This window comes from Stutzerimonas tianxiuensis, from assembly GCF_053470365.1.
This window is the reverse complement of record NZ_JBPVWS010000023.1, coordinates 1-13348: the sequence shown is the minus strand read 5'-3', so window position 1 is coordinate 13348 and position 13348 is coordinate 1. Positions and strand designations below refer to the sequence as shown.

At 57.2% G+C, this 13348-nt stretch carries 16 protein-coding genes; 7 read left to right on the top strand and 9 right to left on the bottom strand.

Annotation, left to right across the window (positions count from 1 at the left end; genetic code table 11):
- Window positions 1-208: 208 nt before the first annotated feature.
- Window positions 209-775 (bottom strand): recombinase family protein, encoded by a 567-nt coding sequence (locus tag ACSSNI_RS21035; protein WP_042926704.1) that lies wholly within the window; start codon window positions 773-775, stop codon window positions 209-211.
- Window positions 776-1001: 226 nt separating this feature from the next.
- Between ACSSNI_RS21035 and ACSSNI_RS21030 the strand changes: the two genes are divergently transcribed.
- On the top strand, window positions 1002-1970 hold the full coding sequence (locus ACSSNI_RS21030) for a hypothetical protein (RefSeq protein WP_042926705.1): 969 nt from the start codon (window positions 1002-1004) through the stop codon (window positions 1968-1970).
- A gap of 543 nt (window positions 1971-2513) precedes the next feature.
- Entirely contained in the window at window positions 2514-2879 is a 366-nt protein-coding gene (locus tag ACSSNI_RS21025; protein WP_042926707.1) for a hypothetical protein, read from the top strand.
- A 379-nt stretch (window positions 2880-3258) separates the two neighbouring features.
- Here the strand turns inward: ACSSNI_RS21025 and mobI are convergent, their stop codons facing one another.
- A complete protein-coding gene (gene mobI / locus ACSSNI_RS21020; protein WP_045429914.1) occupies window positions 3259-3720 on the bottom strand; it encodes a conjugative transfer protein MobI(A/C) in 462 nt (153 codons plus the stop codon).
- A 396-nt stretch (window positions 3721-4116) separates the two neighbouring features.
- Here mobI and ACSSNI_RS21015 point away from each other — a divergent pair, with 396 nt between their 5' ends.
- A complete protein-coding gene (locus ACSSNI_RS21015) occupies window positions 4117-5487 on the top strand; it encodes an IS1182 family transposase (RefSeq protein WP_014818820.1) in 1371 nt (456 codons plus the stop codon).
- Window positions 5488-5764: 277 nt separating this feature from the next.
- Here ACSSNI_RS21015 and ACSSNI_RS21010 read toward each other — a convergent pair whose 3' ends face one another.
- From ACSSNI_RS21010 to ACSSNI_RS20995, 4 genes are all read right to left on the bottom strand, one after another.
- The gene (locus ACSSNI_RS21010; RefSeq protein WP_256044860.1) at window positions 5765-5893 is read right to left on the bottom strand and encodes a hypothetical protein; all 129 of its coding nucleotides are present in this window, start codon (window positions 5891-5893) and stop codon (window positions 5765-5767) included.
- Window positions 5894-5963: 70 nt separating this feature from the next.
- Entirely contained in the window at window positions 5964-6626 is a 663-nt protein-coding gene (locus tag ACSSNI_RS21005; protein WP_042924902.1) for a hypothetical protein, read from the bottom strand.
- A 12-nt stretch (window positions 6627-6638) separates the two neighbouring features.
- The gene (locus tag ACSSNI_RS21000) at window positions 6639-7376 is read right to left on the bottom strand and encodes a HupE/UreJ family protein (protein ID WP_042924899.1); all 738 of its coding nucleotides are present in this window, start codon (window positions 7374-7376) and stop codon (window positions 6639-6641) included.
- A gap of 47 nt (window positions 7377-7423) precedes the next feature.
- The gene (locus tag ACSSNI_RS20995) at window positions 7424-7783 is read right to left on the bottom strand and encodes a hypothetical protein (RefSeq protein WP_042924896.1); all 360 of its coding nucleotides are present in this window, start codon (window positions 7781-7783) and stop codon (window positions 7424-7426) included.
- Window positions 7784-7901: 118 nt separating this feature from the next.
- On the opposite strand from ACSSNI_RS20995, the gene mreA reads away from it, so the two are divergent.
- Genes mreA through ACSSNI_RS20975 form a run of 4 tightly spaced genes read left to right on the top strand, consistent with a single transcriptional unit; the run spans window position 7902 to window position 10489 of the window.
- Entirely contained in the window at window positions 7902-8189 is a 288-nt protein-coding gene (gene mreA / locus ACSSNI_RS20990) for a metal-sensing transcriptional repressor MreA (protein WP_042924893.1), read from the top strand.
- A gap of 9 nt (window positions 8190-8198) precedes the next feature.
- Entirely contained in the window at window positions 8199-9332 is a 1134-nt protein-coding gene (locus ACSSNI_RS20985) for a nickel/cobalt efflux protein RcnA (protein WP_042924890.1), read from the top strand.
- Window positions 9333-9335: 3 nt separating this feature from the next.
- Window positions 9336-9776: a YqaA family protein gene (locus ACSSNI_RS20980; RefSeq protein WP_042924888.1), complete on the top strand. Its 441-nt coding sequence runs from the start codon at window positions 9336-9338 to the stop codon at window positions 9774-9776.
- Window positions 9764-10489 carry a TraX family protein gene (locus ACSSNI_RS20975; RefSeq protein WP_081262884.1) on the top strand — a complete coding sequence of 242 codons (726 nt, stop codon included), beginning with the start codon at window positions 9764-9766 and terminating at the stop codon, window positions 10487-10489. Before ACSSNI_RS20980 ends, ACSSNI_RS20975 begins: the two co-directional genes overlap by 13 nt.
- Window positions 10490-10525: 36 nt before the next feature.
- Here the strand turns inward: ACSSNI_RS20975 and ACSSNI_RS20970 are convergent, their stop codons facing one another.
- Genes ACSSNI_RS20970 through ACSSNI_RS20960 form a run of 3 tightly spaced genes read right to left on the bottom strand, consistent with a single transcriptional unit; the run spans window position 10526 to window position 13164 of the window.
- On the bottom strand, window positions 10526-10852 hold the full coding sequence (locus ACSSNI_RS20970; RefSeq protein WP_042924886.1) for a rhodanese-like domain-containing protein: 327 nt from the start codon (window positions 10850-10852) through the stop codon (window positions 10526-10528).
- 10 nt (window positions 10853-10862) lie between these two features.
- Window positions 10863-12227 (bottom strand): chromate efflux transporter, encoded by a 1365-nt coding sequence (chrA, locus tag ACSSNI_RS20965; RefSeq protein WP_042924883.1) that lies wholly within the window; start codon window positions 12225-12227, stop codon window positions 10863-10865.
- Complete coding sequence (locus ACSSNI_RS20960; RefSeq protein ID WP_042924881.1) at window positions 12220-13164, bottom strand: chromate resistance protein ChrB domain-containing protein; 945 nt, start codon at window positions 13162-13164, stop codon at window positions 12220-12222. The genes chrA and ACSSNI_RS20960 overlap by 8 nt, the downstream gene beginning before the upstream one ends.
- Window positions 13165-13348: the final 184 nt, after the last annotated feature.

Genomic DNA, 13348 nt, shown 5'->3' with positions numbered 1-13348 from the left:
TTTTAAACCCGAAGCTACCTAAGACCGTTTCCCGGCAACAACACGGGACACTGACGGTAGAGTGCTCAGGTTGTACAGTTTTTGCTCAACCACCCCAAAAGCCATATACGACGCTACGTTTAGCTCACTGTATCTGCTCACTGGCTTACAGCGCTTCTAGGACGCTCATAATCCCCTGGTCGCAGTTTCGTGTGCTGCCAGGTGCAAGTTATCTCGGCCCGGTCTTACCGACGTATCGATACAGCGTTGTTCTCGATACCCCGTATCGCTTGGCTACGGTGCCAACCTGAATCTGTGGATCTTTGAGCAAAGCCTTTATTTCGCGGACTTGAGCCTCTTCCAGCGCAGGTTTACGACCACCTTTACGTCCTCGAGCGCGAGCCGCCGCCAGCCCTGCGCGGGTACGCTCTCGAATCAGGTTGCGCTCGAACTCGGCCAGGGCTGCGAACACATGAAAGATCAGCTTGCCGGCGGCGCTGGTGGTTTCGATTCGCTCGTTGATCGACTCGAACCCCACCCCTTCCTGCTCCAGCCGACTGACGATCCCAACCAAGTCAGGCAAGGAGCGGCCAAGGCGATCCAGTCGCCATACGACCAGAGTGTCGCCACTGCGCAGAGCCTTGAGACAGTGCCCCAACTCCGGCCTATCTGCTGACTTACCACTCATGGTCTCCTCGTAAACTGCGTTGCATCCAGTCAGGGCAAGTGCATCACGCTGCAGGTCGAGATTCTGATCATCAGTCGACACTCGGGCGTACCCAATCCGCTTTCCCATACGTTTTTCTCACACTGATTTCGGTACGGGAAAAGTGACAGGAAAGCGGTAAATCCCAAGCCCAAAAGATCATCTGGAATAGGTGTGCCATAAACGACCGTTTATTGGACGGATGCGCTCGTCAATTTCAGGCGCTGAAAGCGACCGAAACCGAACCCCAGAATATTTTTCCTCGCTCAACATTTCCTTCAGCAGCTCAGCACCTGAGCTGAATGGAGGAATGACCATGAAGCAGAGTTTCCACGCACATTTTGATCGGGACTTGACCAAGGCCGGTTCGGCAATTCTCAGGGAGGCAGTCCGGCGCGGGCTTCTCAGTCAGCACGAGGCCATGATCCACGACCAGCAATGGGCGCAGTTTAGTGCTTATGCCAACGAGTCTCATGAGGTAGACATCTTGGAATTCGTCAATAAAAAATTGGTGAGGGAGTACGGGGAAGAGCTCTATATCCAGACATACCAAGGAAATCTCCCACTACAAAGCGTGTCGGGCCTGCTTGAGACTGTATATGTAGTGATGGGCTTCGCAACTAATGGGCACTGGAAAGGCGCAGCGGCTAACGTCGGTAGCCGTCTTGGCTTTCCAAGCTATGCACGGATTACCGTACCGCGCAGTCTTGACCGTACTAAGTTTGAAACCGCGATGGTGGATATTCAGGCTCTCCACTCAGAGCAGCTAGCAACATTAATCAGGTCAGTTCGATACCTCGGCATGTCATTGCTTGAGGCTTTTTTCTTCGACGCAGAAGATGCTCACAAGGACGCCGAAGAAGAAAACATCTTTTATGTGTTCAGCAAAGATAAACATGAGCATCGGATCATTAATATCTCTGCTCCTGAGCAAATTTTAATTTTGAAGAAGGCCGCGGCATTTCAAAAGCTTCAGGGCAGCAGCCACGCGACACCAGCAGCTTGGTGTACATGGAAATTAAAGAACCTACCTGCAGCTCAAGAGCTTTTACTTTCTCACGGACTAAACATTGATGATTGTCGCGCGGCATATGCCTGCGAGCTCTACTGGCGATTGTCTGGTCACCACGCCCCGATTCTTGGGGGCAAAGCTCCCCAAGATGAGGATCTGGAGGCCCGGAATCACGTCGCCTACGAGCTCGGGAATATGCGTATCTGGGAAACTGATGCGTACGTTGGTGCCCGAGCCAACCTGAGGAAGGAAGCCGCCGGTACCAATCGCTAAGCCATCACACAGCAGATTTGGGATTAGATCAGACGCCCTTAACCTTGGCAGAGCTCGAATTAAAGGAGTCAGGGTATGGATCGTTTTGAATTGCTTGTATATGCCGTGCTTGCCGTCATCAGTGCGCTGACTATCGCAGGTGTAATTGGCTATATGGTCGCAGCGTACCTGGACAAGAAGCACGGCGACGATTGAGCCCTCAGCGGAACGGCCAGATACCTGCAACAAACTGTCCGCTGCCCCTTGGCAGCGGGCGCTTACCCAAATCCATCGGCAAGGCACACTACCGCTGCGATACGCAGTATTTTCCCAAGCCTATGAGGTCATGGGATGACTTCGGAAGGGCTGTCAATTTCCGCACCCTAGCGAAAGTGACCGGAGCGCCGAAGCGTTTAGATCTGCAACATGCACGCCCTCCGTGTGGCGAGCTAGCTTGCCGAGTACGCTAAAACCCGTGCGCGGACTCATGGGCAGCATCTCATCTTGGGTTTTCCGAAAGCTACCGGAGAGTGTTTAGCGACCTCATCTAACCGGAGCAGCATCATGGAATTTCGTCACCTTGGTAACGGGCAGTACTTCCCACCTATTGCACCAAACGGTCGGATTTACGCTGTACCTCTTGGGCAGGAAACCCAGGTAGAAATTTTCTGCCTGGCCCCAGTAGGCATCATGGGCGCGGGCATCCAATTACGCTGGTCAGAAATCGTTGGTTGTTACTACGACGACGAATCATGGGAGATCATCCCGCGCAACTACTCGGGACGAGGGATGCGCTTCCGCAGAGGCCTATCCTGCATCATGGTGATCGCAGGCAACGAGGCTCTCACGACCCACATCCAGGGCTACCCCATCCCCATCTGCGTAATGAACCGCATTGCATTCGAACAGCAGCGAGGCAGCGAGGGGTAGCGCGTTACCGTCACCACCCGCTGCGCGACACAGGTACCAGCAGGAACGGCACCTACCAATGTTTATTTTATGAAAGTGAAGCCTTTCACTACTAATACAGGTCAAAGCTGGCCGGCTGACTTGGTCGCAAGCGTCACTGCTAATAGCAAATACGGCCTCCGCCCCTGCCTGTATGGGCCTGCTGGCTGACGGCGAGTAGATTTAGCGCCCTACACTGCTTATAGCTCGAACCCGTCGCCTTCCCTGATCAAGCGCAGCAATGTATCTCGCCGTAGTTCACTGCTGATACGAGAAAGCCCCGCCAGACCAAGCTGCACGGGGCTTTCGGGATTTACAATCGGGTCAAATCTGTTAGGCACTGCTTATAGGTACTCAGCCGCTACCCTGCCGAATAGAGGTCGCCATGATTAAGCGCTTGGTATCTAGACAGCTTCTTCTCATAAGCGACCAACGTACGACGTAGCTGACGATTCTCGCTCGCAACGCGGCGAATCTCTGCAAGTCGCCCCTCAACTTGCAGAACGAGGTGACGGTATGGGTATTCAACAAACTCAAACGAGGAAGCCGGGTATTTATGTTTGCCATTCCCCTTGGCAATAGTCAGGGGCGCGAATTTGTTTTTTTGTCCTTGCAGCGGCACCAGTTTGCACCAGTAGATCGAATACGCATTCGGGCTCACCTGCTTGATTGATACGCCGGCCACAACAGATTTGACCCCGGTCTTTTTGTACAGCTTCATGGACGTATCCACATAGCTTGCTACCAAGCATCTCGCGTCCGTAAGCAGCTGCTCGTACTGCTGATCCAGCAGGGTGACTATCGTTTGTGCTTCTTTGCTCATGACGAAGGCTCTCTTCTTTGTAAGAGCCAAATGGTGACCGATCGCTGAGCACCCGGGATTCGATTTCAGACCGTTCTACCGTCGGAAATATACGAAAACTGGGCGAACTGGCTCACGCTGTGACCCAGCTTCGCATCAGATGACCGACGGATCGCAGAAAAACATAACATGCAAAGGATGCACGATAGATGACGACGGCAGCCTTGACCCTGAGCGGAACAAGGTCGACTTGTTAGAAGCAGATTACAGCGAGCGGGCGTGTATCCCTGCCAAGCTGCAACTGGCCAATTTCTGCCAGTTACGACAGGCAGAAATCGGCCGATTCTGTTGAAAAAGTAGCGACCTCCCCATGCCGTTGGCAAAATTGCTTTGTCAGCGGGCGTGGAGGCGAACAGCATGATGGGACAGTTACCGGGAGGACAGCAGCGCCTGTTCTACTCGTTCAATCTGGAAGATCACGTCCCGGCCCAACATCTCCTGCGAAGCATCGACCAGTGCCTGGATCTCAGTGATCTGCGTGCCTACCTGGCGGATTTCTATAGCCCCATCGGGCGCCCCTCGATTGACCCGGAGTTGATGGTGCGCATGCTGGTCGTCGGCTACTGCTATGGCATTCGTTCCGAGCGGCGATTGTGCGAAGAGGTGCACCTGAACCTGGCCTATCGCTGGTTCTGCCGGCTGGGTCTGGAAGACGAAGTACCTAATCACTCGACCTTCTCGAAGAATCGCCATGGCCGTTTCCGTGACAGCGATCTGTTCCGCTGGTTGTTCAATGAAGTGCTGCGGCGCTGCATGGCAGCCGGCCTAGTCAAGGGCGAAGGTTTCGCCGTCGACGCCAGCATCATCAAGGCGGATGCCAGCCGGCAACGTGGGGTGGTGGGAGATGAAGTCGATTGGAGCGATCCAAAGCTCAGCAGCCGCGCCGTGCGCGAGTACCTCGAAGCACTTGATGAAGATGCGTTGGCTGAGGCTCTTCCCAAGAAGATTTCGCTCACCGATCCTCAGTCCCGTTGGACAGCAGCACCAGGCGGCCCGGCCTTCTTTGCCTACTCCACAAATTACCTGATCGACACTGAGCACGGTGTGATCATGGATGTGGAAGCGACCCCGGCGCACCGTACCACCGAAGTCGACTCGACCAGGACGATGGTCGAGCGTGTCGAAGCGCAGTTCGACCTCACACCGGAACGCCTCATCGGCGACACCGCCTATGGCACTGCCCCGATGCTGGCCTGGATGGTCGAAGAGAAGGACATCGAGCCGCATGTGCCGGTGTGGGACAAGACTGAGCGCAAGGACGACAGTCTCTCCAGTAACGACTTCCACTGGAATCAGGAAGCCAATGAATATCGCTGCCCAACCGGCAAACCGCTACGCAGTGAATGGCGCGCCTTCACCCAGAAAAGATCGCGGGTAACCAAGGCCAACACCATCATCTACCGCTCCAGCCAAACCGACTGCGTCACCTGTCCGTTGAAAGCGAAATGCTGCCCCAACACACCGAATCGGAAGATCGTTCGCAGCATCCATGAGGCTGCCCGCGATGTGGCTCGACGCATCGCCAAGACACCGGAATACCTCGTCTCACGTTGCGAACGGAAGAAGGTGGAGATGCTTTTCGCCCATCTTAAACGGATCATGAAACTCGACCGTTTACGACTGCGTGGCCTGACAGGCGCCACTGACGAATTCACCATGGCTGCGATGGTGCAGAACCTGCGCCGCATGGCCAAGCTTTTGCCTCAAGGGCCACCGCTCACGGGATAGGTACGCCTGTGGCGAGCAGAAACCCTCGAATTAACCCTCAAACCTGAGCAAGGACGCTCAGTGAAACGCCGAAAGGTAACTTGAAGTGGCTTGCAGCCACTTCGACAGCAGGTACATCCGACCGCCTTGCTGCCGCTAAACCTACTTTTTCAACAGAATCGGCCAAAAGCAGTCACACCTAAAGTGCATGATGTAGCGGTAGCCGAGAAGAAGAGGCATTTGCTGATTGTCACGAACAAGTAGGCTCCTCGCTCGTGACAACACAGCGTTTCAGATCTTAGTCGTGAGCGTGACCGTGGCTTTCGACTTCGGACTGGGTTTCCGGCTCGCCGCCGCCACAGGCCGACAGCAGACCAAGCAGACAAACCAACAGCAGGGAGCGACTCAGGGTAGTTGTGCTTTTCATCATGTAATCCTTTCTGTTTCGATCATGAAAGTAGAAGCCCCTGTGCCGGCTGACGCAGGGGCTATGTGCCTCAGATAACGCGTTTGACGCTCAGGTACTCGCCCTTGGTCTTCAGCGTGATGGTCACGTCCTGGTTGCTGCGGTTGCGCCAGAACCAACCGTGTGTGCCGTCGAAAATGGCGGTGAACTCGCCTTTGTCACCCTTGATCTGCTTGGCTTTGCTGTAGCTGTGGTAGTAGCCCTTGGGGCCGTTGTAAGGCTCGCCATGAGTGTCGTGGTTGACCGGTACGCCATTGGTTGCCCACTCGTAGCTGACCGTGGCCTTGTTCAGCATCTCCAGCTTGATTTCACTGGCCTCACCTGGCTTCAGGGTGACGGTTATCTCGTCAGACTTCAGGGCTGGCTGTGGCTCTGCGGCTGGTTCAGCCACAGGCACTGCCGCGACTTGCTCTTGAACTACCGGCCGAACAGGCACGGGGGCTTGCACAACGGGGGCCGCAGCGGGTTGAACCGCTGCATCCGCAGCCGCTTCTTCGGCCAGGGTTTTCTTCATTTCGCCCATCTGGGTCAGGCCGAGTAAGCGGCCAACGCCCGTTGGGTCGATGGCGTACTCCGAAGGCATCACTACAGTGACCAGTAAGGCTGCGGCAACGCCCACGGCGATCACAGTGGAGCGCAACAGTTGGCGGCTGGTAGGCAATTCGCTTTGGGTCGGAAGCTTGGTATTGAACATGCTGAGAATTCCTTACTGAGAGACGATCAGGCCGGTGAGCTGGTAACCCATCAAGAGGAAACCGGCGCTCATCATGGCGACGTTTGCGGTATATGCATGGCGCCAGAAGCTGGCGGTGCGTCGCCAGTAGCCCATGACAATCAGGATGGCGCTCAGGGCCAGGAGCTGGCCGATTTCGACGCCGACGTTGAAGGCGATCAGGTTGGTGATCAGGCCATCTGCCGAGATCTCGTATTCCTGAATCTTGGTCGCCAGACCAAAGCCATGCAGCAGGCCGAAAATCAGCGTGGCCGCTTTGGTGTTCGGCTGATGGCCGAACCAGCGCTGGAATGCGCCCAGGTTATCCAGCGCCTTGTACACCACCGAGAAACCGATGATGGCGTCGATCACATAGGAGCTGATGCTGATTTCTGCCAGCACACCGAACAACAGCGTAACTGTGTGGCCCACGGCGAACAGGGTGACGTAGAGCCCAACATCCTTCAGGCGGTAGAGGAAGAAGATCACTCCGAAGAGGAACAGCAGGTGGTCGTAGCCGGTGATCATGTGCTTAGCGCCCATGTAGATAAACGGCAGCACCATCACCCCGGAGCTTTCCTGAATAAAGCCCTTGTCGCCCTCGGCAACGGCGTGGGCCAGCGCCTCAGGCATGCCTAGAAACAGCAATGCCGTGAAAAGCAGCAACAGTAGTAACGAGCGATTCGGACGCACGACAGATGAGTCCATTGCGCCCATAGATAGCGAATGCATGGTTGAGTCCTAAATTAAAGGGGGCTTGGGCCGCACAGCGGCCTGTGTCAGAGCACGAATGTGGCGCGCGGTGGCCGCTCGATCAGGAAGATCGGGCTTGGAGGAATGGAGTAGCGAGGGGCGAGTATCGGCTGCGCACGTTCTGGCAGCGTGCTTATTCTCAGCAGCGCGGTCAGATGCGGTGTTTCATGCAAGTGGTCGGCTGTCAGCGGCGAGTGGCAGTGATCCCCGTACGCAGCACAGGCCTGCGTCTCATCACCATGCGCATGCGAATGAGCACTGTCATTTCCACTCAAGGAAGGCTGGCTCGATCCCATAAACAGCGCAGAGGTATGCCCGGCCCAAGCCAGCAATATGGCGAGAGCAAGGGCAAAAATCACCTTGGTGCTAATGGGATTGCTGAGCATGTTGTGGTTCTTTCGATGCCTAAGCGAGTGGCTTTTATGGAGAGGTAGCCGGTTTGACCATATCCCCCCCAGGGGGATAGCATGGGAGCGTAATTCATCGACGCACGAGACTCAAGGCATGAGCGATCACGAACACGGCCACCAGCACCAAAGTCATGGCGACATCATCAAAAGGTTGAAGCGTGCGGAGGGCCACCTGCGCAGCATCGTCACCATGATTGAAGACAGCCGGGCCTGCGTCGACATTGCTCAGCAGCTACATGCCGTGGAAAAAGCCGTCTGCCAGGCCAAGCGTGTGCTTATCCAAGACCATATCGACCACTGTCTGGAACATACAGTCGAAGCACTTGCGGTAGGCGAGCGCGCTTCACTCGAAGACTTCAAGCAAATCACCAAGTACCTCTAGGCCCCTCCCATGTCGAGTTTCGCCGAATTGCTGCAACAGGGGGGCTCGCAGGCCTGGCTGTACTTCCCCAGCGCCATTCTGCTGGGTGCTTTGCACGGCTTGGAGCCTGGGCACTCGAAGACCATGATGGCGGCGTTTATCGTGGCCATTCGTGGCACGGTGAAGCAGGCCATTCTGCTAGGCCTTGCCGCAACGCTTTCGCACACCGCCGTAGTCTGGCTGGTGGCCATGGGCGGCATGTACCTGGGGCAGAATTTGGATGCCGAAACTACCGAGCCTTATTTCCAGCTAGCGTCCGCCGTAATCATTATCACCATCGCCCTGTGGATGCTCTGGCGCACCTGGCGTGGCGAGCAGATGTGGCGCTTCGAGGAAGGTGATGAGCATCAACACGACCATCACCACCACGATGAAACGCAGCGTATCGACACAGGGCACGGGCGTATCGAGCTGTCGATCTTCGAAGAAGGCGCCCCTCCGCGCTGGCGGCTGAAGACCTTGAGTGGTCATGCCTGGCCGGCTGCTGAAGTAAGCTTGCTGACGACTCGCCCCGATGGCCTGGCCCAGCAGTTTCGCTTCGTCGACCGGTGTGACTACCTAGAGTCACTGGACGATATTCCCGAGCCCCATGAGTTCACTGCGCGCCTGAGCCTCGGCCATGCTGATCACTCCCACGACTATGACCTGGAGTTCCGCGAGCAAAGCCACCGTCATGAGCATGATCATTCCGAGCTGGAGGGGCTAGAGCTGTCGCTGGAGGGCTACCAGGATGCCCATGAGCGAGCGCATGCCAACGACATCCGTAAACGCTTCAGCAATCGCAATGTCACCACCGGCCAGATCATCCTGTTCGGTCTGACTGGCGGACTGATTCCCTGCCCGGCAGCGATCACCGTGCTGCTGCTCTGCCTGCAAGTGAAAGAAGTCACCCTGGGTGCCGTCCTGGTGCTGTGTTTCAGCATCGGTCTGGCTATAACTCTGGTTACCGTTGGTGCAGCCGCTGCTATCGGCGCACGCCAGGCATCCAATCGTTGGCCCTGGCTGGGTGCTGTGGCCCGTCGCGCTCCTTACCTGTCCAGCCTACTGATCATTGGTGTGGGGGTTTACGTCGGCTTCCACGGCTGGATCGGCCTGAACGCCTAGCCGATGTGGGAGTTATCCGGTTATTTCGGCCTGTTCCTCGCTGCCTTCGGTGCTGCCACGTTGCTACCCATGCAGTCGGAGGCGGTGCTGGTCGGGTTGCTGCTGACTGACCGCTATGCGGTCTGGGCGCTGCTGGCGGTCGCCACCACGGGTAATGTACTGGGCTCGGTACTGAACTGGCTGCTGGGTCGCTCTATCGAGCGCTACAGACACAAGCGCTGGTTTCCCGTCAGCGAGGGCAAACTGGAAAAGGCTCAGCAGGCTTATCACCGCTTCGGTCGCTGGTCACTGCTGCTCAGTTGGGTGCCGATCATTGGTGATCCACTCACAGTCGTCGCGGGTGTCATGCGAGAACCCTTCTGGAGCTTTCTGTTGATCGTGATGCTGGCTAAGACCACTCGCTATCTGGCACTAGCTGCCATGACGCTTGGGTGGTTTGGGTGAGCCTGCAGAAGCGCGACACCAACCTGGATCTGATCAAGTGGCTGGCGATGCTGACCATGCTGCTGGATCACCTGCGCTACATCTGGCCTGACAACGGATGGTTGTTCATCGTTGGGCGCTTAGCCTTTCCAATGTTCTGCCTGGGGATCGCCGCCAATGTCGCGCGCTCGCAAACAGGTGAGCTGTATTCCGATAACAACGTTCGCTACATGTGCTGGATGACTGCGTTTGCAGTGATCTCGGAGTTGCCCTATCGCCTGCTTTCTAACGACAGCAGCACGCTCAACGTTATGCCTTCGCTGCTGTTGGGCCTGCTTATCACCTGGGGAGCACATCACCGTGGTCGCGACGGTTTGATCCTGGCTCTGGCCGGCGTGACTGTCGCGGTGCTGATGCAAGAGCGCCTGATGTACGGCGTTTTCGGCGCACTGCTGCCGGCAGCGTTGCTGCTGGCCATTCAGCGCCCAGGGCTTGTGTGGCTATTGCCTGCCGCACTGTGCGTACTGGCCAATAGTCGCAACCGCTGGCTCGCCGAGTGGGAATTGCAGCCCTATACCTTGCTGATCGTGATCACTGCGTTTGTCGCACCCTTGCTTGGGTTGTGGCTGCTGCGCCGACTGCGCCAGTTCAGGGTCTGGCCGGTCAAGCGCTGGGGTTATTGGTTCTACCCCGGGCATCTGGCCGTACTACACATGATCCGCTCGCTCGGCTAGTGCCAGCGACTATCGCGTCATATCGGCGGAGATCCACTACCTCGATATGCTACGGGTGGGCCGGCCAGCGCCGTACCAGCCAGCAAAGCCATCGATCAAGAAGCGAGCATCCAGGCCCATGGCCTCCAATGTGGCGGCGATGCCCTGGCTGATTTCACGCCCCTTGGCGCAATAGACAATCACTGGCCTGTCCCGTGAAACCTGATCTTTCCAGGTGAAGACAGCCTCGGGATCACGCCAGTGTGCGTCGGGAATTTCTTCGGCATCGGCAAGCCGCACGCTCGTACGGCGCACATCCAGCAAAGTGAACGCCCGATCTGCTGCCTGCCATTCCGCCAGTTCGCATATCGAGATTCTGCTCATCTTCTACCTCTCAGTTTTGCAGCAGGTGTACCACCAGTCCGGCCAAAGCACAGGCCATCAGCACTTGGATGACACCGCGTTTAAAGTGAAACAAGGCTACCGCTGCCGCCAGGGCAATTAGCGCCGAAGGCCAGTCGAAAGCCCCCTCGAAGCCTTGCGGCCAGAGCACGTGATAACCAAAGAACAGCGCCAGATTGAGGATTACCCCGACCACGGCGGCGGTGATGGCCGTCAGCGGCGCGGTGAACTTCAGTTCGTTGTGGGTCGATTCCACCAGCGGGCCGCCCGCAAGAATGAACAGGAAGGACGGCAGGAAGGTGAACCAGGTGACCAGGCTGGCGGCCACGACACCGGCCAAGAAGGCCTGATCGACACCGAATACCTGCTGCACGTAGCCACCGACAAAACCGACGAAGGCCACCACCATGATCAGTGGCCCTGGCGTAGTTTCACCCAGAGCCAGACCGTCGATCATCTGTGTCGGGGTCAGCCAGCCGTAGTGGCCGACTGCACCCTGGTAGACATAGGGTAGTACCGCATAGGCACCGCCGAAGGTCAGCAGTGCGGCCTTGGTGAAGAACCAGCCCATCTGCGTCAGCGTGCCTTCCCAGCCGAATAGAGCGGTCAACAGCCCCATGGGCAACGCCCACAGCGTTGCACCTATCGCTGCCAGCAAGAGCAGTCGTGGCCAGCGGAAGCGCGCATGTTCCGGTGTCGGGGTTTCATCATCAATCAGCGCTGGGCCGTAAGACTGCTTGGCCGCGCCATGACCACCGCCGATGCTGAACTTCTCTGGGACGAAACGCCCACCGAAATAACCGATCACTGCGGCCACCAGCACGATCAGCGGGAACGGCAGGTTGAGGGCGAATATCGCCACAAACGAGGCGGCAGCTATCGCCCACAGCCAGTTGTTCTTCAGGGCACGGGAGCCGATGCGATGAGCGGCCTGCACCACGATGGCGGTCACGGCGGGCTTGATCCCATAGAACAGTCCGGCCACCACCGGCACATCACCGAAAGCGATATAGACCCACGACAGCGCGATCAGGATAAACAGCGAGGGCAGCACAAACAGCACCCCGGCAATCACACCACCCCAGGTGCGGTGCATCAGCCAGCCGATATAGGTGGCCAGTTGCTGGGCCTCCGGGCCGGGCAGCAGCATGCAGTAGTTCAGCGCATGCAGAAAACGCCGCTCAGAGATCCAGCGCCGACGCTCCACCAGCTCCTGGTGCATGATCGAGATCTGTCCGGCTGGGCCGCCGAAACTGATGAAACCGAGCTTGAGCCAGAACAGAAAAGCCTGGAACAAACTGACAGGCTCGGCACGTGGCAGATCCTGCTCTACAGGCGGCAGTGTGGTTTCATTCATCAGGGGTCTCTTCTTTCACAAATGCCGCCAGCAACCCATCGAAGATGGCGCAAGCAGCCGTTAGCAACTGGTCGTCATTGAGGATGGTTTCGCGCAGCCCGGCCAATACACGCTCGATGCCAACAGCCTCAGCGGGTTGAACGCCACCGACATCCAGGTAATGCACCAGAGCCGCGATGCGGCTTAGGCCTGGCTCGACCAGTGCAAAGCTGGCTTGCAGGGTTTCGAAGGTGACGCGACTGCCGACATGGCTAAAGGTCGCACCGTCGAAATCGAAGCCCAGCGCGTCAGCAGGGCAATCATTCGGTGTGTCCAACCAGAGAATGCGGGCTCTCGGATCGATGCAGCGCCGAATCAGCCAGGCACTGGCCAGGCGGTCGACCCAGGGCCGCTTGCGCGTAGCCCAGAGGCGGCCCTGGTAGTCGCGGCGATCCAGCTGTTCGATAGGCTGATCCTGACTGCTCGGCTCATCCCGCGAAAGTGCCCGACTGATGGCCGTTTCAAGTGTTTTGAGGGCCGTGTCGGTCTGTTTCCGCGCTGCCGCAGGGAAGAAGTCGATGGCCGCAAGCTGCGCAAATGCCTTGCGCAGCTTGCGTACCTGCTTGGTGCTAGTGAGGGCGTTATCCGAAGTCAGTTGAGCCTGGCACGCCTCGATCTCGACGCGCAGCTTGGCGTAGTCCTCGCTACGGTCGAACAACTCGATAAAGCGCTCGCCTTGCGGATCATTGATGGGCAACAGAAAGGCCGTGCCATTGCTACCCAGCACGTCGCGCTCAACAGCTTCCAACGCTTCCCGGCAGGCGGGAGTATCAGGCAGCAAATAGACACCATCGCGCAGTACCGCTGCGCCACTGCTCTTGAGGGCACGCCAGGCACGCATCCGCTCTGTGGCGTTAGCGGTCGGCAAGGCGATGATCAGAGATAGCCAACTATTCATGTAGAGTAGAATACCTATTAGGTAGTAATCTTTACTCTATTCTTGCTCTGGGTGATTGTGAAGCACTAAATAGTTGGCCGATGATTGCCCGTTACGACTGGTCGCTTTTGGCCGGTTAGCGACGGCCTGACTTCGACCGTCGCTATACATGGTCAAACCTCGGTCTGCTCTGCCATTTCCAAGG

Excerpts from the sequence above, each read along its gene's own strand:
- chrA (WP_042924883.1), bottom strand. The coding sequence starts at position 12,227 with ATGAATGAAACCACACTGCCGCCTGTAGAGCAGGATCTGCCACGTGCC.
- ACSSNI_RS20960 (WP_042924881.1), bottom strand. The coding sequence starts at position 13,164 with ATGAATAGTTGGCTATCTCTGATCATCGCCTTGCCGACCGCTAACGCC.
- ACSSNI_RS21035 (WP_042926704.1), bottom strand. The coding sequence starts at position 775 with ATGGGAAAGCGGATTGGGTACGCCCGAGTGTCGACTGATGATCAGAAT.
- ACSSNI_RS21015 (WP_014818820.1), top strand. The coding sequence starts at position 4,117 with ATGATGGGACAGTTACCGGGAGGACAGCAGCGCCTGTTCTACTCGTTC.
- ACSSNI_RS20985 (WP_042924890.1), top strand. The coding sequence starts at position 8,199 with ATGTCGAGTTTCGCCGAATTGCTGCAACAGGGGGGCTCGCAGGCCTGG.
- ACSSNI_RS21030 (WP_042926705.1), top strand. The coding sequence starts at position 1,002 with ATGAAGCAGAGTTTCCACGCACATTTTGATCGGGACTTGACCAAGGCC.
- mobI (WP_045429914.1), bottom strand. The coding sequence starts at position 3,720 with ATGAGCAAAGAAGCACAAACGATAGTCACCCTGCTGGATCAGCAGTAC.
- ACSSNI_RS21010 (WP_256044860.1), bottom strand. The coding sequence starts at position 5,893 with ATGAAAAGCACAACTACCCTGAGTCGCTCCCTGCTGTTGGTTTGTCTG.
- ACSSNI_RS20970 (WP_042924886.1), bottom strand. The coding sequence starts at position 10,852 with ATGAGCAGAATCTCGATATGCGAACTGGCGGAATGGCAGGCAGCAGAT.
- ACSSNI_RS20980 (WP_042924888.1), top strand. The coding sequence starts at position 9,336 with ATGTGGGAGTTATCCGGTTATTTCGGCCTGTTCCTCGCTGCCTTCGGT.
- ACSSNI_RS21005 (WP_042924902.1), bottom strand. The coding sequence starts at position 6,626 with ATGTTCAATACCAAGCTTCCGACCCAAAGCGAATTGCCTACCAGCCGC.
- ACSSNI_RS21025 (WP_042926707.1), top strand. The coding sequence starts at position 2,514 with ATGGAATTTCGTCACCTTGGTAACGGGCAGTACTTCCCACCTATTGCA.
- ACSSNI_RS20995 (WP_042924896.1), bottom strand. The coding sequence starts at position 7,783 with ATGCTCAGCAATCCCATTAGCACCAAGGTGATTTTTGCCCTTGCTCTC.
- ACSSNI_RS21000 (WP_042924899.1), bottom strand. The coding sequence starts at position 7,376 with ATGCATTCGCTATCTATGGGCGCAATGGACTCATCTGTCGTGCGTCCG.
- mreA (WP_042924893.1), top strand. The coding sequence starts at position 7,902 with ATGAGCGATCACGAACACGGCCACCAGCACCAAAGTCATGGCGACATC.